At 74.2% G+C, this 25,835-nt stretch carries 21 protein-coding genes; 10 read left to right on the top strand and 11 right to left on the bottom strand.

What is annotated here, in order from left to right:
• Positions 1-49 precede the first annotated feature (49 nt).
• Positions 50-547 carry a bacterioferritin gene (gene bfr / locus G339_RS0100375; protein ID WP_019629093.1) on the top strand — a complete coding sequence of 166 codons (498 nt, stop codon included), beginning with the start codon at positions 50-52 and terminating at the stop codon, positions 545-547.
• Here the strand turns inward: bfr and G339_RS0100370 are convergent.
• Together G339_RS0100370 and G339_RS0100365 are read right to left on the bottom strand one after the other, a co-directional pair.
• The gene (locus tag G339_RS0100370; RefSeq protein WP_019629092.1) at positions 540-1,568 is read right to left on the bottom strand and encodes an adenylate/guanylate cyclase domain-containing protein; all 1,029 of its coding nucleotides are present in this window, start codon (positions 1,566-1,568) and stop codon (positions 540-542) included. The genes bfr and G339_RS0100370 overlap by 8 nt on opposite strands.
• Positions 1,569-1,614: 46 nt before the next feature.
• Positions 1,615-2,484: a biotin--[acetyl-CoA-carboxylase] ligase gene (locus tag G339_RS0100365; RefSeq protein ID WP_019629091.1), complete on the bottom strand. Its 870-nt coding sequence runs from the start codon at positions 2,482-2,484 to the stop codon at positions 1,615-1,617.
• Positions 2,485-2,594: 110 nt separating this feature from the next.
• Here G339_RS0100365 and G339_RS36260 point away from each other — a divergent pair, with 110 nt between their 5' ends.
• Positions 2,595-3,629, top strand: a complete 1,035-nt coding sequence (locus G339_RS36260; RefSeq protein ID WP_019629090.1) for a CaiB/BaiF CoA transferase family protein — start codon at positions 2,595-2,597, stop codon at positions 3,627-3,629.
• Between the two features lie 41 nt (positions 3,630-3,670).
• On the top strand, positions 3,671-6,550 hold the full coding sequence (locus G339_RS0100355; RefSeq protein WP_240489717.1) for a helix-turn-helix transcriptional regulator: 2,880 nt from the start codon (positions 3,671-3,673) through the stop codon (positions 6,548-6,550).
• A 286-nt stretch (positions 6,551-6,836) separates the two neighbouring features.
• Here G339_RS0100355 and G339_RS0100350 read toward each other — a convergent pair whose 3' ends face one another.
• The 4 genes from G339_RS0100350 to G339_RS0100335 form a co-directional block, all read right to left on the bottom strand.
• A complete protein-coding gene (locus G339_RS0100350; protein WP_026341007.1) occupies positions 6,837-7,646 on the bottom strand; it encodes a class I SAM-dependent methyltransferase in 810 nt (269 codons plus the stop codon).
• Between the two features lie 245 nt (positions 7,647-7,891).
• The gene (locus tag G339_RS0100345; RefSeq protein ID WP_019629086.1) at positions 7,892-9,025 is read right to left on the bottom strand and encodes an acetyl-CoA C-acetyltransferase; all 1,134 of its coding nucleotides are present in this window, start codon (positions 9,023-9,025) and stop codon (positions 7,892-7,894) included.
• 175 nt (positions 9,026-9,200) lie between these two features.
• Positions 9,201-11,213: an MFS transporter gene (locus G339_RS0100340; protein WP_019629085.1), complete on the bottom strand. Its 2,013-nt coding sequence runs from the start codon at positions 11,211-11,213 to the stop codon at positions 9,201-9,203.
• Between the two features lie 144 nt (positions 11,214-11,357).
• Positions 11,358-11,768: a hypothetical protein gene (locus G339_RS0100335; RefSeq protein WP_026341006.1), complete on the bottom strand. Its 411-nt coding sequence runs from the start codon at positions 11,766-11,768 to the stop codon at positions 11,358-11,360.
• A gap of 109 nt (positions 11,769-11,877) precedes the next feature.
• Between G339_RS0100335 and G339_RS38380 the strand changes: the two genes are divergently transcribed.
• Positions 11,878-12,042: a hypothetical protein gene (locus tag G339_RS38380; protein ID WP_169514697.1), complete on the top strand. Its 165-nt coding sequence runs from the start codon at positions 11,878-11,880 to the stop codon at positions 12,040-12,042.
• A 147-nt stretch (positions 12,043-12,189) separates the two neighbouring features.
• Positions 12,190-12,885: a class I SAM-dependent methyltransferase gene (locus G339_RS0100325; RefSeq protein WP_019629082.1), complete on the top strand. Its 696-nt coding sequence runs from the start codon at positions 12,190-12,192 to the stop codon at positions 12,883-12,885.
• 137 nt (positions 12,886-13,022) lie between these two features.
• Here G339_RS0100325 and G339_RS32030 read toward each other — a convergent pair whose 3' ends face one another.
• From G339_RS32030 to pdxH, 5 genes are all read right to left on the bottom strand, one after another.
• Positions 13,023-13,676, bottom strand: a complete 654-nt coding sequence (locus tag G339_RS32030; protein ID WP_157407219.1) for a zinc ribbon domain-containing protein — start codon at positions 13,674-13,676, stop codon at positions 13,023-13,025.
• Between the two features lie 217 nt (positions 13,677-13,893).
• Positions 13,894-16,134, bottom strand: coding sequence for an ATP-binding SpoIIE family protein phosphatase (locus G339_RS0100315; RefSeq protein ID WP_019629080.1), 2,241 nt, complete (start codon positions 16,132-16,134; stop codon positions 13,894-13,896).
• 206 nt (positions 16,135-16,340) lie between these two features.
• On the bottom strand, positions 16,341-17,042 hold the full coding sequence (locus G339_RS0100310) for an iron-dependent transcriptional repressor DtxR (protein ID WP_026341005.1): 702 nt from the start codon (positions 17,040-17,042) through the stop codon (positions 16,341-16,343).
• Positions 17,043-17,207: 165 nt separating this feature from the next.
• Positions 17,208-18,701, bottom strand: a complete 1,494-nt coding sequence (locus tag G339_RS0100305; RefSeq protein WP_019629078.1) for an MFS transporter — start codon at positions 18,699-18,701, stop codon at positions 17,208-17,210.
• The gene (pdxH, locus tag G339_RS0100300; protein WP_019629077.1) at positions 18,698-19,432 is read right to left on the bottom strand and encodes a pyridoxamine 5'-phosphate oxidase; all 735 of its coding nucleotides are present in this window, start codon (positions 19,430-19,432) and stop codon (positions 18,698-18,700) included. The genes G339_RS0100305 and pdxH overlap by 4 nt, the downstream gene beginning before the upstream one ends.
• Positions 19,433-19,559: 127 nt before the next feature.
• On the opposite strand from pdxH, the gene G339_RS0100295 reads away from it, so the two are divergent.
• The 5 genes from G339_RS0100295 to G339_RS0100270 all read left to right on the top strand — a co-directional run bounded on the left by G339_RS0100295 (position 19,560) and on the right by G339_RS0100270 (position 25,703).
• Positions 19,560-20,672, top strand: coding sequence for a citrate synthase 2 (locus G339_RS0100295; protein ID WP_019629076.1), 1,113 nt, complete (start codon positions 19,560-19,562; stop codon positions 20,670-20,672).
• 119 nt (positions 20,673-20,791) lie between these two features.
• A complete protein-coding gene (locus tag G339_RS0100290; RefSeq protein ID WP_157407218.1) occupies positions 20,792-21,148 on the top strand; it encodes a hypothetical protein in 357 nt (118 codons plus the stop codon).
• 68 nt (positions 21,149-21,216) lie between these two features.
• Positions 21,217-22,353, top strand: coding sequence for a phosphoserine transaminase (gene serC / locus G339_RS0100285; RefSeq protein ID WP_019629074.1), 1,137 nt, complete (start codon positions 21,217-21,219; stop codon positions 22,351-22,353).
• Between the two features lie 189 nt (positions 22,354-22,542).
• On the top strand, positions 22,543-23,583 hold the full coding sequence (locus G339_RS0100275; protein ID WP_019629073.1) for a hypothetical protein: 1,041 nt from the start codon (positions 22,543-22,545) through the stop codon (positions 23,581-23,583).
• A gap of 32 nt (positions 23,584-23,615) precedes the next feature.
• Entirely contained in the window at positions 23,616-25,703 is a 2,088-nt protein-coding gene (locus G339_RS0100270; RefSeq protein ID WP_019629072.1) for a hypothetical protein, read from the top strand.
• Positions 25,704-25,835 lie beyond the last annotated feature (132 nt).

The raw sequence follows: 25,835 nt of genomic DNA, 5'->3' as shown, positions 1-25,835 counted from the left end.
GGCTCTTGTGCTGTCCAAAACCACCCCCGACATGGAAACATGACGCGGTATGGAAGGCGACAGGGACATCATCGCGCTGCTCAACGAGCAGCTCACCGCGGAGCTGACCGCGATCAACCAGTACTTCCTGCACTCCAAGATGCAGGAGAACTGGGGTTACGGGCGGCTGGCCAAGCACACGCGCGACGAGTCGTTCGAGGAGATGCGGCACGCGGAGCGGCTCACCAACCGCATCCTCTTCCTGGAGGGGCTGCCGAACTACCAGAAGCTCGGCACGCTGCGCATCGGCCAGACGGTCGTGGAGCAGCTCAAGGCCGACCTGGAGGTGGAGCTGGAGGCCGTCGCGCGGCTCAAGCCGGGCGTCGAGCTGATGCGCTCGCGCGGGGACATCACCTCGGCGAACATCTTCGAGGACATCCTCCGCGACGAGGAGGAGCACATCGACTACCTGGAGACCGAGCTGTTCCTGGTCGAGCAGCTCGGCGAGCAGAACTACCTGCTCCGCCTCACCGAGGCGCCCGGCGAGGACTCCCCGAAGGTCAACTGACGGGTCCCTCCTCGGGGGGCAGCGCGCGGCGCAGCACGTACGGCTGGACGATGCCGAGGCCGCGGACGGGGCGGCGGACGATCCGGGTGACGCGCAGTCCCGGTTCGTCCGCGAGCCGCGCGGCCAGCTCCTCGTCGACGACCACGGCGCCCGGCCGGGCCAGCGAGGTCAGCCGGGCGGCGAGGTTGACGGTGGTGCCGAACACGTCGCCCATCAGCGCGAGCACCGGCCCGTAGGCGACGCCGACGCGCACGTCGGGGATCTCGGTCTCGTCCTTGATCTCGGCGGCGATGGTCAGCGCGATCTCCGCGCCGGTGCGCGGCGACTCGGCGCTGAACAGGACCTCGTCGCCCAGCGTCTTGACCAGCCGCCCGCCGCAGGCGGCGATGATGTCGGACGCGGTCTCCTCGAACCACTCCACGACGCGGGCGAGTTCGATCTCGTCGACCTCGCGGCTCATCTGCGTGAACGACACCATGTCCGCGAAGCCCACGGCGGCGTGCGGGCGCAGCGGGCCGCCCGGCTGGCGCTCGCCCGCCCCGGCGGCGGCGACCGCGATGCCGCGGGTGCCCGCGGCGGCGAGCTGGCGGCGCCAGGCGTGGACGACCAGGGGCTCGAAGTCCTCGATGTACTCGTCGGCGATCCGCATGATGCGGTCGACGGACTCGGCGGTCGGGGCGTCGTCGGGCCGGTCGGCGATCATCGCCGACAGCAGGTTGACCTGCCATTCGGCGAGCCGCGCCATCGTCTGCCCGAACGCGCGGACGAGCCGGATCGCGCTGTCCTCGTCGAGGACGCCCTCCTCGATCAGCTTGTGGATGCGGCCGAGCGCCGCGACGTCGCCGCGCGTGTACGCCACGGCGTCGTCCGGCATGGAGGGGTAGCCGAACGCGCGCCAGACGCGGCCGGAGAAGGCGCGGCTGACGCCGGACAGCCGCACGGCGTCCTTGCGGGTGTACTCCAGCTCGCCGCCGAGCAGCAGTTCTTCGATCTGTCGGGGATCCGGCAACTCCGGTGACATCTCTTGCCCCCTCCGCCCGTTGCCTTGCGCGACATATCGTGACAGATCAGCCCTCAGCGGGTCGCACGTGGACCACGTCGCCGGCGCTGACGCTCTCGTCGCCGTCCGGACCCCGGACGACCAGGCAGCCCGCCGCGTCGATGTCGCCCGCCGTGCCGACGAGCGTCCGGTCGCCGGGCAGTTCGACGCGCACGGTCCGGCCGAGAGTGGCGCAGATCTCCTTGTAGTCGGCGCGCAGGCCGGATTCCTCGGGATCGCCGTCGCAGCGCGTCCAGGCGCGGTACCGGTTCTCGAACTCGCGCAGGATGCCGCGCAGCAGCGTGCTCCGGTCGGCGCGCGGCGCGCCCTCGACGGCCAGCGATGTCGCGGTCGGGACCGGCAGTTCCTCGGCGCGCAGGCCGACGTTCAGGCCGACGCCCGCGATCAGCGCGTCCCCGACCTTCTCCACGAGGATGCCCGCGAGCTTGCGGTCGCCGACGAGCACGTCGTTGGGCCACTTCAGCCGGGCCTCCACGGCGGCGTCGCCGCCCGCGAAGAACCGCTCGCCCTCGGCGTCGAACGCGGTGAGGCGGCGGACGGCCGCGACGACGGCGACGCCGGTCAGCAGCGGCAGCCAGCTCAGCCGCGTGATCGGCACGGCCGGGCGGACCAGCACGGAGAACGCCAGGCCCGAGCGGGGCGGGGCGGTCCAGGGGCGGCCGAGACGGCCGCGGCCCGCCGTCTGCGATTCGGTGGCGAGGACGGCGCCCTCGGGGGCCCCGTCGCGGGCGGCGGCGGTCAGGTCCGCGTTGGTGGAGCCCGTCTCGGGGACGACGCGCAGGTCGGTCCACAGCGCGCCGGGCCGGACGAGCGCCCGGCGCAGCGCGCCGACGTGGAGCGGCGGCCGGGCGAGGTCGGCGTACGGTGAGTCGCTCATCTCCCCCATCCAACCTCACGCGTCCCGGCGGCCCCGAGGCGGCGGGCCGCGTCACGACATAACCAAGCGCTCGCTTGACATGGTGCGGCGGACCGGGCAGCGTCCCCGGTATGGGACTGCTCGACGGCCTGCGCGTGCTCGACCTCACGATGTGGCGGCCGGGCCCGTACGCCACGCTCCTCCTCGCCCAGCACAGCGCGGACGTCCTCAAGGTGGAACCGCCCGGCGGCGAGCCGATGCGCGCCTTCCCGGGCCACTTCGGGCCGCTCAACCGGCACAAGCGCTCGGTCGTCCTCGACCTCAAGGACGAGCGCGACCGCGCGCGCTGCCACGAACTCGCCGCCGGGGCCGACGCGGTCGTGGAGGGCTACCGGCCGGGCGTCGCGGACCGGCTCGGCGTCGGGCACGCGGCGCTGCGCGCCCGCAACCCGGCGCTGGTCTACTGCTCGCTGTCGGGCTACGGCGCGTCCGGGCCGCTCTCCGAGACGCCCGGCCACGACGTCAACTACCGCGCGCTCGCCGGGGCGCTGCCCGCGGACGCGCCCACGCCGTCCGCGGACGACCTGCCGCTGGCGGACATGGCCGCGGCGGCGACGGCCGCGTTCGCGATCACCGCGGCGTGCCTGCGGGCCCGGGAGACCGGCGCGGGCGAACGCCTCGACCTCGGCCTGGCCGACGTCCTCGCGAACTGGGTCGCGACCGTGCCGTCCGCGCGCCGCCGGGGCGACGGGCCGGGCGAGCGGCCGCTGCCGGGCTACGGCGTCTACCGCGCCCGGGACGGGCGCGTCACGCTCGGCGTCGTCTCCGAGCAGCGCCTGTGGGACGCGACCTGCGCGGCGCTGGGGCTCGACCACCGCGTCGGCGTCCCGTTCGCCGAACGGCTGCGGGACGCGTCCGCGCTGGATCGCGAGATCACCGACACGGTCGCCGCGCTGGACCGCGACGAGGCGCTGGCCCTGCTCGCGCGCCACGGTGCGCCCGCCGCGCCCTGCCTCACCCGCGAGGAGGCGGCCCGCCACCCGCACTTCCGGGAACGCGGCGTGATCGACGGCAGCCCCTTCCGCACCGAGGTCCACGCGCCGCGGACGGGCGGCGCGGCCCCCGAACTCGACGGGCACCGGGGCCTGGACTGGCCGCGGCGGTAATTGGGAGGCGATTTGTCGGTTTCGACTGGCATGCTGGTGTGGTGACCACCCCGTTGACGAGTCCCGTCCTGGTCGGCCGAGGCGCCGAACTGGACGTGCTGCGCCGATCCCTCGCGGACGCGCCCGGGGCCGTCCTCGTCGGCGGAGAGGCCGGCCTCGGCAAGACCCGCCTGGTCCGGGAGTTCGTCGCGGACCTGGACGACGAAAGCCGCGCGCTCGTCGGCGGCTGCCTGGAGCTGGGCTCCGACGGCCTCCCGTTCGCCCCGTTCACCACGATGCTGCGCGGTCTCGTCCGCTCCATCGGCCCGGACGGCATCGCCCGCCTGCTCCCGCGCGGCGACACCGGCGGCCTGGCGCGCCTGCTGCCGGAGTTCGGCGAGCCGGAGACCGACGCGCCGTCCGGCGAGGAGCGCGCCCGGCTGTTCGAGCTGGTCCTGATCCTGCTGGAGGGCCTGGCGGCGGAGGGCCCGGTGGTCCTCGCCGTCGAGGACGCCCACTGGGCGGACCGTTCCACGCGCGACCTGCTGGCCTTCCTGATCCGCAATCTCGGCGCCGCGCCGCTGCTGATCCTCGTCACGTACCGGACCGACGAGCTGCACCGCACGCATCCGCTCCGGCCGCTGCTGGCCGAGCTGTCGCGGCTCGACCGCGTCCAGCGGCTCGACCTGGAACGGCTCACCCGCCACGAGGTCGCCGAGCTCACGGAGGTCATCCTCGGCGACGCGCCCCAGTACGACCTGGTGAGCCGCATCCACGCGCGCAGCGAGGGCAATCCGCTGTTCATCGAGGCGCTGCTGGACGCCGACGGAACCCTGGCGTGCGAGCTGCCCGAGTCGCTGCGCGACCTGCTGCTGGCGGGCGTCCAGCGGCTCCCGGAGGAGACGCAGGACGTCCTGCGGGACGCGGCGGGCGGCGGCACCCGAATCGACCACCGCCTGCTCTCGGCCGTCTCGGGCCTGGACGACGGCGCGCTCACCCGCGTTCTGCGGCCCGCCGTCGCCGCGAACGTGCTCGTCGTGGACGGCGACGGCTACGCGTTCCGGCACGCGCTGATCCGCGAGACGCTGCACGACGACCTGCTGCCCGGCGAGTACACGCGCCTGCACACCCGCTACGCCGAAGCCCTCGAACGCGATCCCGGCCTCGTCCCCGCCGGGCGGCTCTGGGTCGAGCTGAGCCACCACTGGCTCGCGGCCCACGACGCGACGTCCGCGCTGGTCAGCGCGTGGCGGGCGGCGGCCGACGCGCGCAAGGCCGTCGCGTACGCCGAGTGCCTGGCGATGCTGTCGCGCGTGCTGGAGCTGTGGGAGCGGGTTCCGGACGCGGCCGAGCGCATCGGCGCGGACCACGTCGAGGTGTTGGAGAGCGCCGCGGCGGCCGCCGAGTCGGCGGGCGAGTACGAGCGCGGCATCAAGCTCGTCGGCGCGGCGCTGCGCGCCCTCGGCGACGCCCGCTCCGAGCGCCGCGCCGCGCTGCTGATGCTGCGCGGCGCGATGCTCCACCAGCTCGCCCGGCCCGGTTTCATCGAGGACCTTCAGGCGGCGGTCGACGCGCTGGACGAGCCGACCGTGCTGCGCGCCCGCGCCCTGTCCACGCTCGCCCAGTACGGCCGCCTGACCACGGGCATCGACGACGCGCGCCGCGCAGCGACCGAGTCGCTGGAGATCGCGCGGCGGCTCGGGGACGGCGCCGCCGAGACGCACGCCCTGGTCACGCTGTTCTGCGTGGACATGGACTACGACAGCGACATCGACCGCATCGACGAGGTCGCCGAGGCCGTCCGCCGCGCCGACTCCGCGGGCGCGACGCTGCGCCTCGCCGTCATCAAGTCCCACTACCTGGAGGGCGCGGGCCGGCACGAGGAGGCCGCCGCCGTCGCGCGGCGCGGCATCGAGCAGGCGCGCGAGTTCGGCGTGGCCCGGACGCAGGGCAGCTTCCTCAGCATCAACCGGGCCGAGCCGCTGCAGTCCCTGGGCCGCTGGGACGAGGCGCTGGTCGTGCTGCGCGACGCGTTCGCGCAGGACCCGGCCGTCACGATCCGCACCTCGCTGCTCGTCATCGCCGGCGAGATCGCGCTCGCGCGGGGCGACCTGGACGCCGCCGCGACGGACCTGGACGCCGCGCTCGGCGTCCTCGGCGTGAAGACGCGGTGGCTGAAGACGCAGGACTACTTCGCCACGCTGCGGCTCCAGGCGGGCATCGCGCTCGCGCGCGACCTGCCCGAGGAGGCGCTGCGGCCGGTCGCGCAGGTCGTCGCGACCCCGGGACTCCCCGACGACGCGCGCTACGCCTGGCCCGTCCTGGTGCTCGGCGCGCGGGCGGCGGCGATGTTCGCGCCGGACGCCGACGCCGTCGAACAGGCGCTCGCGCCGATCGAGAAGCGGGCGCGCGACCTGCACGTGCGCGGCCCCGCGCAGGAGGCGTGGGCGATGACGTACGCCGCCGAGGCCGGTCATGCGCGCGGCGGCCGCGACATCGCGCCGTGGGACGCCGCCGCCGAGGCGTGGAAGCGGCTGGGCCGCCCGTACGAGCGGGCGCTGGCGCTGGAGCAGGCCGTGCGGTGCGCGCTCGCCGCCGCGGCGCACGAGACCGCGGCCGAACGCCTCGCCGAGGCCGTCGGCCTCGCCCGCCGCCTGGCCGCCGCGCCGCTCTGCGCGCGCCTGGACGACCTGGCCCGCCGCGTCCGCGGGCCGCGCGGCGCGACGCCGCTCGGGCTGACGCCGCGCGAGCACGAGGTCCTGCGCCATCTCGCCGAGGGCCGCAGCAACCGCGACATCGCGGCCGCGCTGTCGATCTCGGCGAAGACGGCGAGCGTCCACGTCTCGAACATCCTCGGCAAGCTCGGCGTCGCCAACCGCGGCGAGGCCGCCGCGACCGCGCACCGGCTCGCGCTGTTCGACGGGGCCGCGGCCGACTCGTGACCGGTGCCGCCCGGCCCGTCCCGCCAGTCAGCGGGACGGGGGCCTCCCCTCCCGGACCCCCGTCCCCTGACCGTCGGACCACACGGGAACTTCAGTGGCCGGCCGTCCCGACCAGGACCCGCGGATGAACGCGGCTCATCTCCGCTCGGAGAGGCGGCCCCCGGCCCGTCCGGCCACGGCACAGTCTTCCGGCGCGCCGCGGCGTCCGCCATCGGGACGGCCACGTATCGGGATACCTAAAAAACATCGGGCGGTACGTACGCATACCCGCCCGGCGCCCTCCGAGTCAGGACGGAACGCGCGCCACGCAGAAGACCGTCTGGCCGAACGGCGGCCGCACGACGCGCTCGATCACGCGGGTCAGCGGGATGACGGTCCGGTCGTAGATCTTGACGAGCCGGGGGTCGGGATAGCCCGCGCCGCCGCGCCGGACGGCCGCCCACCAGGCGATCCCGCCGAGGAGGTTGATCGGCTTGAGGACCTCCGCCTCCAGCCCCGCCGCCTCCACGGCCGCGCGCAGCGTGTCGGGCGTGTAGCGGGTGACGTGCCCGACCTTGCGGTCGAAGTCGCCGTAGAGCTGCATGTAGCCGGGCACCCAGATGACGATCCGGCCGCCGGGCAGGGTGACGTCGGCGAGGTCGCGCAGCGCGCGGACGTCGTCCTTGATGTGCTCCAGGACGTTCATCATGACGACGGTGTCGACCTTCTGCCGCAGCACGATCTCGGCGGGCAGCTCCAGGTCGACGACCTCGACGCCGTCGTCGGCGGCGTACCGCTTGCGCAGCTCGCCCACGCAGTACGGGTCGTTGTCGCTGACGGCGAGGTAGTCCAGCCGTTGCGCGAACTGCTCGGAGAAGTGGCCGAGGCCCGAACCGATCTCCAGCATCGACCGTCCCACATGGGGGGCGACCATGTCGTACTCGTAGCGGCGGTAGTTGCGGGCCTCGTCGCCGCCCAGGTGGTTCTCCAGCGCGCCGTCCCCGGCGGCGGGCTGGACGACGTCGTCGCCGTGGGCCCCCGGGCCCGGTGCCCGCCGGCTGCTGAGGAGGGTGAGGAGCTTTCCGGTAAGGGTTTTCTGCTGACCTCGTGACTGCATGATGTCCGCTCGTAGATGCGTGCGTCGCTCTTCGGATCAAGGTCGCGCGGACCGATCCCGGCGATGGGAAAGTCGGGCCAGTTTAGCGACGTAGAGGCCGCGGGCGTTCCTTCGGCGCGGGTGACGGCGTGTGCGGTGACGAACCGCACCGACACGGACAGCGACCATCGCCCCGCAACGCTCCCGAACGGACGAACGGGCGGGACTCCCCGAGGGAGTCCCGCCCGTTCGCGGAAGTGCGCGGGTCAGATGCGCTCGATGATGGTGGCGTTGGCCTGGCCGCCGCCCTCGCACATCGTCTGGAGGCCGTAGCGGCCGCCGGTGCGCTCCAGCTCGTGCAGCATCTTGGTCATCAGGATGCCGCCGGTCGCGCCGAGCGGGTGGCCGAGCGCGATGGCGCCGCCGTTGGGGTTGGTCTTCTCCAGGGACGCGCCGGTGTCCTTCGCCCACGCGATCGGCACCGGGGCGAACGCCTCGTTGACCTCGAACACGTCGATGTCGTCGATCGACAGGCCGCTCTTGGCGAGGGCCTTCTCCGTCGCGGGAATCGGGCCGGTCAGCATGTAGACCGGGTCCGAGCCGGTGACGGCGAGGGTGTGGATGCGGGCGCGCGGCGTCAGGTTGTGCTGCTTGACGGCCTCCTCGGAGGCGATGAGCAGCGCGGACGACCCGATGGAGATCTGCGACGCGACGGCGGCGGTGATCGCCCAGCCCTCGCGCAGCGGGTTGAGGCCCGCCATCTTCTCCAGCGTGGTGTCGGGGCGGGCGCCCTCGTCCTTGGACAGCCCGGCGATCGGGGCGATCTCGCGGTCGAAGTGGCCCGCCTCGATGGCCTTGGCGGCGCGGCGGTGGCTCTCCAGCGCGAACTTCTCCAGGTCCTCGCGGGTCAGGCCCCACTTCTCGACCATGAGCTGCGCGCCGCGGAACTGCGAGATCTCCTGGGTGCCGTACCGCTCGATCCAGTCGTCGCCGAAGGGCAGGTCCATCCCGGCGACGACGCTGGCGCCCATCGGCACCTTCGCCATCTGCTCGACGCCGGCCGCGACCACGAGGTCCTGGGTGCCCGACAGCACGCCCTGCGCGGCGAAGTGGATCGCCTGTTGCGACGAGCCGCACTGCCGGTCGATGGTGACGCCGGGGACGCTCTCGGGCAGGCCCGCCGACAGCCACGCCGTCCGCGCGATGTCGAGGGTCTGCGGGCCGACCTGCATGACGCAGCCCATGATCACGTCTTCGACCGCGGACGGGTCCACCCCGGTGCGGTTGACGAGCTCCTTCAGCACGTGCGCCCCGAGGTCGGCCGGGTGGACGTCCTTCAGGGCGCCCTTCTTGGTGCCGACGGGGGTACGGACCGCGCCGACGATGTACGCCTCGGCCACTACGCCTCCAATTAAGCAGGATCTGGGGGTTCCGTCCCGAAACCGAGTGAGATTCGGTTAGTCAGCAACAGGTTACCTCGGAGTAGCCCACCCGACGGTGTGACCTGCATCTCGCTCGACTCCGGACCGACGCGGGCGAGCGTAGTTCACCGCCCCGCGTCCCGCGCCCGGCGGGTCAGTCCGCCGCGTGGACCTGGCGGCCCGCCGTGTCGTCGCCGAGCGTCTGCCGCGACAGCTCGTCCAGCAGGGCGGCGAGCTCGGGGTTCTCCTCCGGGGCCCAGCCGTCCAGATGCCGCGCGAGGCCCCGCGCGCGCGTCTCGACCAGCCGCTCGGCGACGGCGCGGCCCGCCGGGGTCGCGGCCAGGCCGTCCGCGCCGCGCTCGACGTAGCCGTCCTCGACGAGCCGGTCGACGAACGGGCGCCCCTGCTCGACGGTCACCCCGGCGCGGTGCGCCAGGTCCGCCGACGCGATCGGGCCGTTGTGGACGATGCTGCACAGCGCCCACATCCCGCCCGGCGACATGTCCACCCCGGCGAGCCGTCCGAGGCGGCCGTACAGTTCGCGCGCGCTCGGATCGCGGCGCATCAGGTCGCTCAGCGCCCGCTCGATCTCCTCCCGCGAGCCGCGCGCCGACGCCCCGCCGACGCTCTCGCCGAGATCAGGAGCCTGCGAGGTGGAGCGGAGCGGGAACTCGCGCAGGAACCACGTCAGCACGAACGCGACCAGCGCCACCGGCACGGCCCACAGGAACACGCGCTGGATCGCGTCGGAGTACGCGTGCAGGAAGTGGCCGCGCACGGCGGGCGGGAACCGGTCGATGAGGTGCGGGTTCCCCTGGACGGCGCGCGGGTCGAAGCCGGGCGGCAGCTCGCCGCGCCGCGCCAGGTCCGCCATGTTCGCCGCGAGCCGGTTGCTGAACACCGACCCGAACACCGCGACGCCGAACGAGCCGCCGATCTGCCGGAAGAACGTCACGCCGGACGTCGCCGCGCCCAGGTCCCGGTAGTCGACCTTGTTCTGGACCGCGATGACGAGGACCTGCATGACGAGCCCGAGCCCGAAGCCGAGCAGCGCGAACCGCAGGCTCATCGACAGCGTGCTCGACGTCTCGCTGACGCGCGACAGCAGCCACAGCGCCACCGCGGTGATCGGCGTGCCGACGATCGGGAAGACGCGGTACCGGCCCGTCCGGCTGATGATCTGCCCGGACCCGATCGACGCGACGAGCAGGCCGAGCATCATCGGCAGCAGGTGGACGCCCGACAGCGTCGGCGACACCCCGTGGACGATCTGCAGGAAGATCGGCAGGAAGGTCAGCGCGCCGAACATCGCGAACCCGACGACGAAGCTGATCGCCGCGCTCAGCGAGAACACCGACTCGGCGAACAGGTGCAGCGGCAGGACGGGCTCGGCCGCGCGCCGCTCGGCCAGCGCCCAGAGCGCGATGAGCGCGAGCGCGCCGACCGCGAGGCCGACGATCGTCGCGGAGCCCCAGGCGTACGTCGTGCCGCCCCACGTCGCGAGCAGGACCAGCGCCACCGACCAGCCGACGATGAGCAGCGTCCCGAGGTAGTCGATCCGGTGCCGGTGCCGCTCGGCGGGCGCGCGCAGCGCCACCGCGATGACGACGAGCGCCACCAGGCCGATCGGGATGTTGATGTAGAACACCCAGCGCCACGACAGGTTGTCGACGAACCAGCCGCCGAGCAGCGGGCCGCAGACGCTCGACACGCCGAACACGCCGCCGAACAGGCCCTGGTAGCGGCCGCGCTCGCGGGGCGGGACGACGTCGCCGACGATGGCGACGACCAGCACCATCAGCCCGCCGCCGCCCAGGCCCTGGACAGCGCGGAACGTGATGAGCTGCGCCATGTCGCCCGCCTGGCCGCACAGCGCCGAGCCGACCAGGAAGATCACGATGGAGAGCTGGAACAGGCGCTTGCGGCCGTACTGGTCGCCCAGCTTGCCCCACAGCGGCGTGGACGCCGTGGACGCCAGCAGGTAGGCCGTCACCACCCACGACAGGTGGTTGAGGCCGCCGAGGTCGCTGACGATGGTGGGCAGGGCCGTCGAGACGATCGTCTGGTCCAGCGCCGCCAGCAGGATCGACAGCATGAGCGCGCCGAGGATCACCGCGAGCTCGCGGCCCCTGGGCATGCTCTCCACGTGCGCCTTGTCCGCGGCCATCCAGTTCCCCCCGAAACGTCGCGTCAGGGGGAGATCTACCCATTGAGTAGCGGTTGGTACACGTAGGGTGTCCGAACGTACGCGCACCGACGCCCGCCGGGGCGGACCCGGCGGGCGTCGGGGAAGTCGGTACGGGGAGCCGGGTCAGCGCACGAGGTCGCGGGCGACCTTCGCGGCGCCGACCGCCGTCGCGCCCGCCGAGATCGCCGCGCCGCCCGCCGTCACCCACAGCGGCAGCCGGCCGCGCGACTTCAGCGCCGCCACCGTGTCGAAGGCGTCCACCGCGAGGCCGAGCCGCACCCACAGCCGGCGGGACGGGCCGCGGCTCAGCAGGTAGCCGGCGCCCAGCGCGATCTCGCGGGCCGCGAACATCCGCGTCACGTAGTCGCGGCCCGGATCGGCCGCGCCGTCCGCCGAGCGGCCGAGGCCCATCAGCTTCACGGTCAGGCCGGGGGCGGCGAACGCGGCGGCGCCGAGCGCCAGCCGGCCCCGCGCCACCGCCGCGACCGCGTCGTCCAGCCGGTCGCTCTTCACGTTTTCCTTCTCATCTGCCACAGGCGTGAGCGTAGCCCCGCCGCCGGGCGCGGCGGGCACGGGGTGAAGGACGGGCCGCGCGATTAGGCTGCTCGGGAAAGGCGCCTCCCCCGGAACGAAGGTGGCCATGATGGAAGGCTATAGCGCACTGATCGTCATGGCGCTGCTCTGCGCGTTCTGCGTGCGGTGGGCGGCCGTGAAGCTCCGGCTGCCCGCGCCGACGCGGTCGGCCGTCATGGTCGTGTTCGCGCTGGTGGCGCTCACGCTGTTCGGGAAGCACCTCAACGGCGGCTGAAACCCGCCGGGGTTTCCGGCGACCGGCCCCGAACCCGGCGGCGGCCGCGGGAGTCATATCTCGCGAACCGGGCCGCGCACCGCCCCGCGTCCGCCGCTCCGCGACGGCGCCTGCGCCCGGCCCGCCGAGCCGAGGGGAAGATCCGACGTGGCCCGACCGGCCCTCACCGCCCGGACACCGGGCCGCTCGACCACCTCCGAACTGCGGCGGCTGCTGGAGTTCGCCGCGCCGCTGCCGGGCGAGGTGTGCCTGGACGTCTCCTGCGGGCCCGGACCGCTGGCCGCGGCGCTGCGGCCGCGCGTCCGGCACGTCACGGCCGTGGACGCCGCGCCCCCGCCGCACGGCGCGAACGGCGTCGCGCATCCCGGCGAGGACGGGGACGGTCCGGTCGGGGTTCGGGCGGTCGCGACCGCGCTGCCGTATCGGGACGGCGCGTTCTCGCTCGTCACGACCCGCTGGTCGCTGAGTTCCCTCGGCGAGCCGGTCGCCGTCCTGCGCGAGCTGCTGCGCGTGTGCCGGCCGGGCGGGCGGGTGGTCGTGGCCGAACTCGTCCGGGGACGGCTCACCGCGTCCGGGCACGCCGCCGCCGGACCGACCGTGACGGCGCTGACCGAGCTGGTCGCCGCGGCGGGCGGGACGATCGGGCGGCTCGACGCCTTCGCCGCCGAGCGGCCGCTCGAACCGTGGCTGGACCGCGCGGACCCGGCCGTCGCCGACCGCATCCGCGCGTCGCTGATCAGCGAGGTCGACGGCGGGCCGGCGACCGGCGCGCGGCCCCGCGTCATCGGCGGCGAGCTGTGGTTCACCCAGTCCTGGGCGCACGTGGCGCTGCGGCGGCGCTGAACGGAGACGGCCACCGGGGACGGGGTCGTCGGCGTCAGGACGCACCCGGCGTCGCGGGGGCGCTGAACGGCGTGTCCGGCCGGGCATCGGCGCGGGGACCGGTGTGCGTCTCCGGAGCCGTCCCCGGCCGCGGCGGGTCAGCCCGCGGGCCAGCCGCAGCCGCCGCAGAACTTCGCGTCGCCCAGTTGCGTGCCGCAGTTGGTGCAGAACTTCTTCGTCTCGGCGGGCGCGGAAGCCTGGGGCGCGCCGCAGTTGCGGCAGAACTTGTTGCCGCCGCTCTCCTCGCCGCAGGACCCGCAGAGTCCGGTGGCCTGCTCCTTGTACTGGACACCCTCGGTCCAGTCCTGCTGCTGGATCTTCTCGTCGAGCTGGCGGATCTGCGCGGCGGCCTGCATCCCGGCGATCTCCTGGTCGAGCTTGGGCGCGCAGGACGAGCACAGTCCGCGCTCGCCGTTCCAGCACACGCTGCGGCAGACCCACTGCGAGCAGCGGTGGCACTGGACGAACTGCGGCGAGACCTCCTCGACGGCCCGCGCGAGCATCCGGTCGCGGGTGCCGCTGCGCTCGCCGCGGTTGCGGAGCCAGCGCAGGTCCCAGCCGAGCGAGGACGCCTTGTTGCCCACCTCCCCGCCGAGCAGCCCGCCGCCCATCTCCAGCAGCTTGCCGCCGACCCCCGTGACGGAGCGCTGGAAGCTCGACGCGTAGCCGTTGCCGCAGCGGTTGCAGCGGAACTCGAACTGGTAGCCGTCCTCCGACGACTGGTCTGTGTAGTTGCTGGTGAATGGCACCATCTCGGCCACGATCCGTCCCCCTTGCACCTTCGATCACCGGATCTCGCCTGATCGAGATATCACGGCGCCTGGACAAATGGGAGATATGGCCGAAATCGGTCCGACAACCGGGGTTATCCACAGGGGGAAACGGATTTTGCGCGGCGCGTCCGCCGCGCCGCAGGCTTGAGCGCGCAGGGCCTCGCAGGGGGCCGGAGCACAGCGTCGCGGGGGTGTCCTAGTGGGAAGTCAGCGGAAGCTCGAACCAGACCGCCTTGCCGTCCGGCGTCGGGCGCGCGCCCCAGCGCGTCGCGAGCTGGTCCACCAGGTACAGGCCGCGGCCGCCCTCGTCGGTCTCGCCCGCGCTGCGGATGCGCGGCAGCCGCATGTCCGCGTCGAAGACCTCGACCCAGACCGCGCCCCGGCCGCGCCGGAGCCGCAGCCGGAACTCCTTGGCGGGCGGCTCGTCGCGGCCGAGGCCGCCGAGCCCGCCGTCGAGGTCCCAGTCGCCCTCGTCGAACGCGTCCAGGTTGAACTGCACCGGCGGCGGACCGCCGTCCAGCACCAGCTCGCGGCGCGGCGCGGGCGTGGCCGCCGCGTGCAGCACGACGTTGGTGACGACCTCGGAGACCAGCAGGCACGCCAGCTCGACCTGGTCCTCCCCCATCCCCCACTCGGCGAACGCGTCCGCCGCCAGCCGGCGCGCCTCCGAGACCATGATCGGCTCGGCGGGGAAGGCGCGGTCGCGCACGGCCAGCTCGTCGGCGGCCGTCCGGATCACCACGATCGCGACATCGTCGTCGATCTCACCGGGCACCGCCGCGTACGCGGCCTCCGCGATCGTCTCCACGTCGCCGCGCGCCACCGCCGCCACCGCGGCGCGCACCATCTCGCGCGCCTCCTCGCGGGAGTGGTACTCGCCGTCGTCCTTGGGGCGGCGGTCGATCAGGCCGTCGGTGTAGAGCACCAGCGTCGAGCCCGGCTTCAGCTCGGCGGTCTCCTCGTTGAACACGATCTCGCCGCCGAGCCCCGGCGCGCGGACGCCGAGCATGGCGCCCTCGCTCTCGAAGCCCAGCTCGCCGACCTCGCCGTCCACGACCAGCAGCGGCGGGTCGTGCCCGGCGTTGGCGAACTCCAGAACGCGCGACCAGGCGTCGTAGACGAAGTAGGTGCAGGAGACCAGCGGCGGCCGGACCAGCTCGTCGCTGTTCCAGCCCGAGCGGGTCCGCTCCGGGCGGGTCATCGTCCGCACCCACTCGTCGAGCTTGCGCAGGATGTCGGCGGGCGGCTTGTCGTCCTGCGCGAACGCCCGCAGCGCCGCGCGGAGCTGGCCCATCACGGCGGCGGCGCGCGCGCCCCGGCCCTCGACGTCGCCGATCACCAGGCCGACGCGGCCCGCCGAGAGCGGGATCACGTCGTACCAGTCGCCGCCGACCTGGGTCTGGATGCCGTGCCCGTGCGACTCGATCGGCCGCGCGGGCTCGTAGCGCCACGCGATCTCCAGCCCGTCCAGCAGCGGCGGGCTCTCGCCGGGCAGCAGGTGCTTCTGGAACGCCAGCGCGGTCTCGCGCTCCTGCTCGAACAGCAGCGCGTTGTCCACCGACAGCGCGACGCGGCTCGCGATGGCGCCCAGCAGGTCGCGGTCGAAGCCGTCGTAGTGCGGGTCGGGGCGGCGGGACAGGTTCGACAGGGCCAGGCTCATCACGCCCAGCAGCTCGCCGCGCACCAGCAGCGGCGCGGAGATCACCGAGGTGATGCCCATGCCGCCGCCCGCGTCGTGGTCGCGGCGGCGCAGCATGTCCTCCACCAGCACGGTGTCGCGCCGGTGCATCGCCTTGGCCGCGTGGTGCCCCGGCGGGTACGACACCGGTTCGCCGACCTCGGCCCAGGTGCCCGGCGGCGGCGTCCAGCCGCCCGCGTGCCGCGACACCCGGCGGATCAGCCGGTCACCGCTGAACAGGTCGATGAAGCAGTGGTCGGCGAACTGCGGGACGAGCGTGTCGGCGACGCGGCGGAGCGTGTTCTCCAGCTCCAGCGACCCCGCCAGCCGGGTGCCGATGCGGTCCAGCAGGCCGTAGCGGTCCTGTTCGCGCTGGTTGGAGCGCAGCGCCTCGCGCGCGAAGATCACGATGCCGTCGACGGAGCCGGACGGGTGCCGCAGCGGGACGGCGTGCGCCCGCGTGTAGACGGTGCCGCCGTCGGACCGCATGCTGCAGAAGGTGCCCTCCCACACGTTGCCCTTGAGCACGTGCCGGGCCAGCTCGGTGGCCTGCTCGTGGTCCTCCTCGGCGATGCCGAGGGACAGCACCGAGTGGCCGACGAAGCCGTCGCCGCCGAACCCGAACAGCCGGCGGGCGAAGTCGTTGCCGTAGATGACGTTGCTGAAGCGGTCGCAGACGACTACCGCCATCTCCATCTGGTTCAGGACGGTCTCGGGCGGCAGGTGCGCCTCGAACGGCGGCTCCCCCCAGCGCTTCATCTGCCCATCCTGACGGCCGATCCCGAACCCAGCTCACCGCGACGCCCGGCGCGGCCCGGACCCGCCGCGCGCGGGGGCCACCGTCGTATTGAACGACGAACCCGCGGCGCGGACGCGGTGGAACGGCGCGCCGGTGGGGAGATCTTCGGTATAGACCGCCGCGGCACGGCGCGCGTGCCCACTGCCCCGCCGTCCCGCCGCAAGCGTCAGCGCCTGCTCACGAAGACGTGCTGCGCGATGTCCCGGGGGACCTCCCGCTCCGGCACGTCCGGCTCGTCCTCGACCGTCACCCGCACTCCGTCATCCGTTGTCCGGAGAGTCACCTCTCGTCCCGGTTGTATCCCGATTTGCTTCAGTTTAAGCATCAGATCACTGTCGCCCTGGACCTGCTCGCTGATCCGCCGGATGACGGCGGACGAGCCGCCCGAGGACGCGACGGCGGTCATCACGGCGAGCTTGGAGACGTCGACGTCGTCGCCGTGGCCGCCCAGCTCGTCGAGGCCGGGGATCGGGTTGCCGTGCGGGCAGGTGGTCGGGTTGTCGAGCAGCGCGACCAGCCGGCGCTCGACCTCCTCCGACATCACGTGCTCCCACCGGCACGCCTCGATGTGGACGTCCTCCCAGGGGAGGCCGATCACGTTGACCAGCAGGCACTCGGCCAGCCGGTGCTTGCGCATGACGCGCGTGGCCAGCTCGCGGCCCGCGTCGGTGAGCACCAGGTGCCGGTCCCCCTCGACCCGAAGCAGCCCGTCGCGCTCCATCCGGGCGACCGTCTGGCTCACCGTCGGGCCGCTCTGCGAGAGGCGCTCGGCGATGCGCGCGCGGAGGGGGACGATCCCCTCCTCTTCGAGCTCCAGAACCGTCCGGAGATACATCTCCGTGGTGTCGATCAGGCCGTGTGAGGTCACAGCTCCCTCCAGACTTATGACCCTCGAGTCTACTTGCTCGCAGGTCCCCGTGAGGGGCGCGAGCCGCAACCCGTCCATGCCGGATAGTGAAGAACGTCCGAGAACTCGCGCTTCTTCCCAGGCGTCCCGATCGTCACGCCGAAGGGCGGGTACGGGCGGCTCCGGTCAGACGGCGGGGGCCTGCTCCCCGCGGTCCTTCGGACCGGCCGCGGCCGCGTCGGCGGCGGTCTCGACCGGCCCCCGCGCCGTCCGGGTGTCGTACCGCAGCAGGGCGGGGACGGCCAGGCCCGCGACCACGACCAGCACCGCGCACGCGATGCCGCCGCTCACCCAGGAGACCGTCGCGCCCGCGACGGCGGCGGTCGCCCCGGCGCGCAGGTCGCCGAGCCGGGGGCCGCCCGCCACCACGACGGTGAAGACGCCCTGGAGGCGGCCGCGCATCTCGTCGGGCGCGTAGGTCTGCAGCATCGTCTGCCGGAACACGGCCGAGATCAGGTCCGCGCCGCCGCCGACCGCGAGCAGGAGGACCGCCAGCCACAGCGAGTGTGCGAGCCCGGCCGCCGCGACGGCCAGGCCCCAGACCACGATCGCCGCGACGAGCGCCGCGCCCTGCCTGCGCACCCGCCCGATCCAGCCGGAGGACAGCCCGCCGAGCACCGCGCCGATCGCGATGGCGGCGAACAGCCAGCCCACCGCGCCGTCGCCGCCGAACCGGTCGTCGGCGACCTCGGGGAACAGGGCGCGCGGCATCGCGACGCCCATCGCGATGATGTCCACCACGAACGACATCAGCAGCACGGGCTGGGTGGCGAGGTACTGCAGCCCGTCGAACACCGCGCGGAGGCCGGGCGCGCCCGCGACCTCGCCGAGCGGCGGGATCGACGGGAGGCGCAGCGCCGCGTACAGGCCGAGGGTGAACAGCACCGCGTCCAGGCCGTAGGCGACGGAGAAGTTCCAGCGGGCGAGGATGACGCCGGCCAGCAGCGGCCCGGCGAGCATGCCGACCTGGCTCGCGGTGAAGTTCAGGGTGTTCGCGGCGGGGACGAGCGGCCGGTCGATGATGCGCGGGATGATCGCGGACCGCGTCGGGGAGGAGATCGCGAACCCGACGGCCTGCACGGCGACGACGGCCATGATGAACGCGACGCTGTCCAGGCCGAGCAGCGCCTGCACCAGGAGCAGGAGCGTGGAGAGCCACGTCACGCAGGACGAGCCGAACAGCAGCTTGCGCCGGTCGACGTGGTCGGCGATGGCGCCGCCCCACAGCCCGAAGACGATCAGCGGGACCAGGTTGACGAACCCGAGCACGCCCACCCACAGGGACGAGTGCGTGAGGTCGTAGACCTGGACCGGCACCGCGACGGCGGTGACCTGGAAGCCGATGAACGAGACGCCCTGGCCGAGCCACAGCCGCCGGAACGGGCCGTGCGCGAGCGGGCGGACGTCGATCGCGAGGCGGCGCAGCCCGGACGCGCGCGGGGCGGCGTCCTCGGCGGCGTCTTTGGCGGCGTCTTTGGCGTCGTCCCCAGCGGCGTACTCGGCGTCGTCTCCGGCAGCGTCGTCGGCATCGTCCCTAGCGGCGTCGTCGGCGTCGTCCTTGGCGGAGGGACCGGAGCCGTCAGGAGTGTCCGAGGGGGTTGACTGCTGTTCCGAAGTCACGGGGACAGTCTCTCCACCTTCCATTCGTCGGGAACGTCCGACTCCCCCGAGGCCGGTGCGCGGCGGGGGGCGGGACGCGTGCGGCGGTACCGGAGCCGGTCGTGCAGGCGGTTGGGACGGCCCTGCCAGAACTCGATCTCCTCCGGCCCGACGCGGTAGCCGCCCCAGAACGGCGGCAGCGGGACAGCGTCGGCCCGACTGTCCGCATTGTCCAGTTCTGGCCACCGTGAGGCTACCTCGGCGTAGCCGCGTTCCAGCTCGTCCCGGTCCGGGATCACCGACGACTGGTGCTCGCTGGCCCACGCGCCGAGGCGCGACCCGTACGGCCTCGTCCGGAAGTAGGCCGCCGACTCGGCCTCGGGGAGCCGCGCCACCGGGCCCGTCACCCGGACCTGACGGGACGCCGCGTGCCACGGGAAGACGAGCGCCGCGCGCGGGTTCGCGGCCAGGTCAAGCCCCTTCCGCGAGGTGAAGTTGGTGAAGAAGCGGAACCCGGCGGGGCCGTAGCCCTTGAGCAGGACGGTCCGGGCGCTCGGCGCGCCGTCCGCCGACGCGGTGGCGAGCACCATCGCGTTCGGCTCCGGCAGCCCGGCCGCGACGACGTCCTCGAACCAGGCCGCGAACAGCGCCAGGGGGTCGGCGGGGACGGCCTCTTCCACCAGGGAACCGCTTTCGTAGGATGCGCGGAGCCGCGCGGGGTCGTGCGCCGGCCGGTCAATGGGGCGTTCCACAGCGTCACACCCTCTCACCAGGGACTCGTCGAACTCGCGGGGACCTGGATACTGACCGGTAAGCGCGACACGGTTCAATGGCACGGCTACCGCCTTATCACTCATGGGGACGAAAGGCAGGGACGACATGTCCGACTTCAAACCCGGGCTTGAGGGGGTCGTGGCCTTCGAGACCGAGATCGCCGAACCGGACAAGGAGGGCGGCGCCCTCCGCTACCGGGGCGTCGACATCGAGGAACTCGTCGGCCGCGTCTCCTTCGGCGACGCCTGGGGCCTGCTGGTGGACGACAGCTTCGAGCCGGGCCTGGCCCCGGCCGAGCCCCACCTGCTGCCGGTCAAGTCCGGCGACGTCCGGGTGGACGTGCAGGCCGCCCTGCCCACGATCGCCCCGGAATACGGGATGCGCCCGCTGCTGGACATCGACGACGAGCAGGCGCGCGCGGACCTGGCCCGCACCTCCGCGCTCGCGCTGTCGTTCGTCGCGCAGTCCGCGCGCGGCGTGGGCGTGCCGCTCGTCCCGCAGAGCCGGGTCGACGAGGGCCGCACCATCACCGAGCGCTTCATGATCCAGTGGCGCGGTGAGCCTGACCCCAAGCACGTCCAGGCCATCGACGCGTACTGGGTCTCGGCGGCCGAGCACGGGCTGAACGCCTCGACGTTCACCGCGCGCGTCATCGCCTCCACGGGCGCGGACGTCGCGGCGAGCGTCGCCGGCGCGATCGGCGCGATGTCGGGACCGCTGCACGGCGGCGCGCCCGCCCGCGTCCTCCCAATGATCGAGAAGGTGGAGCAGTCCGGCGACGCCCGCAGGGTCGTCACCGACATCCTCGACGGCGGCGAGCGGCTGATGGGCTTCGGGCACCGCGTGTACCGCGCGGAGGACCCGCGCGCCCGCGTGCTGCGCCGCACCGCCCGCGAGCTGGACGCGCCCCACTTCGAGGCGGCCAAGTCCCTGGAGGACGCGGCGCTGGCGGTGCTGCGCGAGCGCCGCCCGGACCGCGCGATCGAGACCAACGTCGAGTTCTGGGCGGCGGTCATCCTCGATTTCGCGCAGGTCCCGACCGCGATGATGCCCGCCATGTTCACCTGCGGCCGGACCGCGGGCTGGGCGGCGCACATCCTGGAGCAGAAGCGCACCGGCCGCCTCGTCCGGCCGAGCGCGCGCTACACCGGACCGGGCAGCCGCTCGATCGACGACGTCACCGGTTCCGCGGAGGCCCTCAAGCGTTACGCCGGCTGACCCGCCGGTACCCGCCCCCGCAACGCCTTGAGGCCCCCGGTCCGCCGGGGGCCTTTCGTCGTCCCCGGACTTCCCGTGGTGCGGACGGGGCACGGGGCGGGGTTTGTCATCATGGGGGCGTGACGGATGCCGTGGATGAGCCGCTTGAGGGGGATATCGGGCCTTCTGCCGAGGCAGGCCCGGCCGAAGTCCCGCGTGCGGCGGCGGCCCGGACGGCGGAGCTGCGCCGGTTCGAGGCCGAGCGGGAGGAGCGGCGGCGGCGCGCGAACGCGCGGGCGGGGGCCGTCGCGAAGTGGCTCGCGGCGCTGCTGCTCGCCTTCCTCGCCCAGGACTCGATCCGGACGGCCGTCGAGGCGCGGTCCAAGGGCGACCCGTGGCTCTACCCGCCCGCCGTGCTGGCCGCCGTGTTCGTCGCCGGGCTCGTCCTGCTGGCCGTCCTCGCGCTGCGGTCGCTGCGCCGCCGGCGCGGGCACTGACCCCGGGAGACCCTGCGGGGCAGGGGTTCGACGGTGATCTCCACGGCAGGTCAAGTACCCTCCTGTGGGTGACCGACAGCGCGAATCCAGCCATTGACATTCCCGCCGACATCAAGCCCGCCGACGGCCGGTTCGGCTGCGGGCCGTCCAAGGTCCGGCCCGAGCAGCTCGCCGCGCTCGCGGACAGCGGGTCCACCTACATGGGCACGTCGCACCGGCAGAAGCCCGTCAAGTCCCTGGTGGGCCGGGTGCGCAAGGGCCTCGCGGAGCTCTTCTCCCTGCCCGACGGCTACGAGGTCCTGCTGAGCAACGGCGGGACGACCGCGTTCTGGGACACGGCCGCGTTCGGCCTCGTCCGGGACCGGTCCCAGCACCTCGCCTTCGGCGAGTTCTCCAGCAAGTTCGCCAAGGTCACCAAGACCGCGCCGTGGCTGTCGGACCCGTCGGTCATCAGCGCCGACCCGGGCGACCACCCCGAGGCCGTCGCCGAGGCCGGGATCGACGTGTACGCGCTCACCCACAACGAGACCTCGACGGGCGTCGCGATGCCGATCCGGCGGCCCGCCGGGACGTCCGCCGACGAGGCGCTCGTCCTGGTCGACGCGACCTCCGGCGCGGGCGGCCTCCCGGTGGACGTCAGCGAGACCGACGTCTACTACTTCGCGCCGCAGAAGTGCTTCGCGGCGGACGGCGGCCTGTGGGTCGCGCTGGCGTCCCCCGCCGCGCTCGCGCGCATCGCGGAGATCTCCGCGTCCGACCGGTACGTCCCCGAGTTCTTCAACCTCACCACGGTGGTGGACAACTCGGCCAAGGACCAGACGTACAACACCCCGGCCGTCGCGACGCTGCTGCTGTTCGCCGAGCAGATCGAGTGGATGAACGCGAACGGCGGCCTGGCCTGGACGACGGCCCGCACCGCCGACTCGTCCCAGCGGCTCTACACGTGGGCGGAGAAGACGTCCTACACGACGCCGTTCGTCGCCGACCCGGCCAAGCGCTCCCAGGTCGTCGGGACGATCGACTTCGCGGACGGCGTGGACGCCGCCGCCGTCGCCAAGGTGCTGCGCGCCAACGGCATCGTGGACACCGAGCCGTACCGCAAGCTCGGCCGCAACCAGCTCCGCATCGGCATGTTCCCGGCGATCGACCCGGCGGACGTCGAGGCGCTGACGGCCTGCGTGGACTACGTCGTCGAGCGGCTCTGAGCCGTCCGCACGGCCGCGAGCCCGTCCGCGCCTCCGGGCGCGGGCGGGCTCGCGCCGTCCGGGGGGCGTCCCGTTCGAGGCGCGCGGGCGGCCGAATAAGCTCGATGGCGTGAACCGCGCGCCCCAATGGCTGCTCCCCACCGTCCTGACCGCGCTCGTCCTGGCCGTGGTCGTCGGTGCGCTGCTGAAGTGATCCCCGCGACGAGGGGCGCGCCGCGCCGTGCGCGCCGCGCGGCGGCCGGGGCGTCGGCGGCGGCGCTGCTGGTGCCCGCCGCGGCGACGGGCGCGGCGGCGCGGGTCCCCGCCGACACCGGCTCCCGGGTGGCGTTCCGGATCAGCGATCCGCGGATCACCGAGTCCAGCGGCCTCGCGACGAGCCTGCGGCATCCCGGCGTGGTCTACACCCACAACGACTCCGGCGGCGTGCCCGCCGTGTACGCGCTCGGCCCGGACGGCCGGACGCGCGCCACGCTGACGCTCGGCGGCGCGACGGCCCGCGACTGGGAGGCGATGGCCGTCGGCCGCGACGAACGCGGGCGGCCCTGCGTCTTCGTCGCCGACATCGGCGACAACCTGGGCGGCGCGTGGCCGTACGTGACGGTCTACCGCATCCCCGAGCCCGCCTCGCTGCGCACGCAGACGATCCGCGCCGCCAAGTTCAAGATCAAGTACGAGGACGGGCCGCGCAACGCCGAGGCGATGCTGATCGACCCGCGCACGAACCGGCTCTACATCGCCAGCAAGCTGTTCAACGCGTCCCTGTACGCGGCGCCGCCGAAGCTCAGCACGCACGGCTACAACATCATGCGCAAGGTCGGCGACGCCCCGGCCATCGCGACGGACGGGGCGTTCGCGCCGAACGGGCTGAGCTTCGTCATCCGCACGTACTTCGGGGCGCGCGTCTACGCGATGGGGAAGGACGGCAAGCCCGGCAGGTCGCTGGGCTCGGTCGGGCTGCCGGCCCAGAAGCAGGGCGAGTCGGTCACCTACACGCGGGACGGCTCGGCGCTGCTCGTCGGGTCGGAGGGCGCGGACCAGCCCGTCTACGAGGTGCCGCTCGACGCGGACCTGCGGCCGTCCCCGGCCGCTTCCGCGACGCCGCGCCCGGCGGCGGAGGACGGCCGTGCCGACGAGGGCCGCAAGTCCAGCTCCGGGCCTCGGGTCGGGTTGTTCCTCGTGCTCGGGATCGCCGCTCTCGTCGGCTATGGAGTGGTGCGCAGGAAATCCTGACGCGCGGCGGGACACATGTGAGGATGCGGACTGTGGAGCATGAGCTGGCGGGCCTTCGGGGACCGGGCGGACGGTGGCGGCCCGTCGCGGCGGGGCCGTTCACCCTGCTCGCGGTGGCGCTGGCGCTGGTGCCGATCCACCCGGTGTGGCTGTGGGCCGGGCTGATCGCCGCCGTCGCCGCGTTCCCGTGGCTGCTCGGCGCGGCGCCGGAGGCGCGCGTCCGCCGGCACCGGCCGTACTGGCGGCTGTCGACCGAGGGGCTGGAGCGCGTCGGGCCGGGCGGGCTGAGCCTCGTCCGGTACGAGCGGTCGCGGATCGAGGGACTGGCGATCACCACGGGCGACGACGTGCTGACCGTCTTCCACAAGTTCGGGCGGACGGCGGCGGGGCCGCTGGCGACGCTCGGCATGGAGCCGATCGCGCTGTTCGTGACGGCACGGCAGCTCGGCATCCCCGTCCACGTCCTGGACGGCGACTCCGCCGACCTGCTGGACCCGGCCGTGGAGGAGGGCGCGCGCGTCGCGAGCGGCGACACCGTCCTGACCGGACTCGGCCCGCTCCCCAAGGACCACGCCGCCGAGCAGCGGCTGCTCGACCAGGAGGCGCGGCTGCTCGCGGCGGCGCACGAGCCCGCCGCCGAGCCCGACCCCGAGCGCGGCGCGCGGCCGGTGCGGCTGTCGTCGCCGTCGCCGCGGCCGAGCCGCCGCCGGATCGCGTTTCTCGGCGTGCTGACCGCGCTGCTGGGCGTCGCGATGGTCGCGCGGATCGCCGTGGAGGGCGCCAGCGGCGTCGGCGAGCGGGTCGCGGCGGGCTGCTGGGCGGTGGCAGCGGTCGCGGGCGGCCTGCTGGCGCGGCGACGGCTCCTGCTGTCCCCGCAGACGGACTGGACGATCACCGCGGACGGCGTCGCGGTCCGCTCCCGGCCCGCGGGCCCCGAGGCGCACGGCGTCTGGCCGGGCGAGCGGGAGGCGCCGGGACGGCGGCGCGGGTCGGCACGGCGCGGGCCCGCGCGGCGCGGCGGACGCGTCGTGGTGCCCGCCGGGCGCGTCGCGGCGATGGTCGTCGGCCCCGGCCTGCGGCTCGACCCGCTGACCGGCGCGCCCCGCCCCGCCGACCTGTCGGTGCTGGTGTTCGACCACCGGCTCGACCTCATCGCCCGGCTGCCCGCGCACGGGCTCGACGCGTTCCAGCTCGCGCACGCCCTCGACGACCACGGCTACCGGGTGATCACGCCGGGCGCGCCGCCGCCGCGCCTCCCGCACTACGGCGTCGAGGGGCTGCCCGACATCTTCGCGCGCGTCCCCGGCGGGCGGCTCGTCGTCGCGGACGGCGGGCTCGGCTGGGCGGACGCGGCGGGCGACGTCGTGCTGCGGATGCCCGAGGACCGCATCGGCGGCGTCGAGCTGCTGACCATCGGCGGCCACGCGTGGGTCCGGCTCTACGACACCGACGGGGACGAGTTCTTCGCCGCGCCGCTGTCCGCGCTGCGGATCTCCCGCACGGACCTGCGGGAGAAGGCGCGCGACGCGGGGCTGCCCGTCACCGACGCCGAGTACGACGCCTATCTGAGCGCGGCGTTCCACTCGGCGGTGTCGGCGATCTCGGTGCCCGAGCCGGAGCCCGCGCCGGAGCCCGAGCCCGCGCCGGGCGTCCTGCTGGACGCCACCCGGCGGTCCCGCGTCCTCGCGGCGACGCTGAGCGTCCTGCTGTGCGAGGTCGTCGCGGTGATCGGCGCGCTGTGGCTCGGCCCGGAGTTCGGCGGGTTCGCGCGGACGGCCGGGTGGTCGGTGCCCGCCGGGCTCGTCGCGGCGCTGGGCGGCTCGTGGCTGTACGACCGCAACCGGGCGCAGCTCAAGGTGTCGGTGGACGGCGTCGCGGTCGTCACCCGGCGCGGGCGCGTCGAGTGGGACCTGGCGCGCGACCGGGTCGGCGGGGTCGGGATCGACGAGTCCGGCGACCGGATGCCCCGGCTCGTGGTGTGGGGGCCGTCCGGCCGGGTGCTGCGGCAGGTGACGTTCCCGCCGGACCTGCGCGAACTGCGGCGCGCGTGCGAGCGGTACGGGCTCCCCTGGGGCCCGCCGGACGAGTCTCGCCCCGTCCCCCCGCCCCCGGAACTCTGACGTCCCGGCTCAGGGCAGGCGCATCGCGCCGGCCGCGCGGGGCTGTCGGATCGAGGCACACCGCGTCGGACGCGCGCTGGGCGGCCTGCCGGGTCAGAGCGCGCACGCCGTCCCGGACTCGGGCGCCGACCG

Source organism: Actinomadura atramentaria DSM 43919 (assembly GCF_000381885.1).
Classification (GTDB): domain Bacteria; phylum Actinomycetota; class Actinomycetes; order Streptosporangiales; family Streptosporangiaceae; genus Spirillospora; species Spirillospora atramentaria.
Note: the sequence above shows the minus strand (reverse complement) of the source record. Positions and strands in the feature narration are given on the sequence as shown.

What these genes read in the sequence shown, in the direction of transcription:
- bfr (WP_019629093.1), top strand. Translation starts at nt 50, where the DNA reads ATGGAAGGCGACAGGGACATCATCGCGCTGCTCAACGAGCAGCTCACC.
- G339_RS0100370 (WP_019629092.1), bottom strand. Translation starts at nt 1,568, where the DNA reads ATGTCACCGGAGTTGCCGGATCCCCGACAGATCGAAGAACTGCTGCTC.
- G339_RS0100365 (WP_019629091.1), bottom strand. Translation starts at nt 2,484, where the DNA reads ATGAGCGACTCACCGTACGCCGACCTCGCCCGGCCGCCGCTCCACGTC.
- G339_RS36260 (WP_019629090.1), top strand. Translation starts at nt 2,595, where the DNA reads ATGGGACTGCTCGACGGCCTGCGCGTGCTCGACCTCACGATGTGGCGG.
- G339_RS0100350 (WP_026341007.1), bottom strand. Translation starts at nt 7,646, where the DNA reads ATGCAGTCACGAGGTCAGCAGAAAACCCTTACCGGAAAGCTCCTCACC.
- G339_RS0100340 (WP_019629085.1), bottom strand. Translation starts at nt 11,213, where the DNA reads ATGGCCGCGGACAAGGCGCACGTGGAGAGCATGCCCAGGGGCCGCGAG.
- G339_RS38380 (WP_169514697.1), top strand. Translation starts at nt 11,878, where the DNA reads ATGGAAGGCTATAGCGCACTGATCGTCATGGCGCTGCTCTGCGCGTTC.
- G339_RS32030 (WP_157407219.1), bottom strand. Translation starts at nt 13,676, where the DNA reads ATGGTGCCATTCACCAGCAACTACACAGACCAGTCGTCGGAGGACGGC.
- G339_RS0100315 (WP_019629080.1), bottom strand. Translation starts at nt 16,134, where the DNA reads ATGAAGCGCTGGGGGGAGCCGCCGTTCGAGGCGCACCTGCCGCCCGAG.
- G339_RS0100295 (WP_019629076.1), top strand. Translation starts at nt 19,560, where the DNA reads ATGTCCGACTTCAAACCCGGGCTTGAGGGGGTCGTGGCCTTCGAGACC.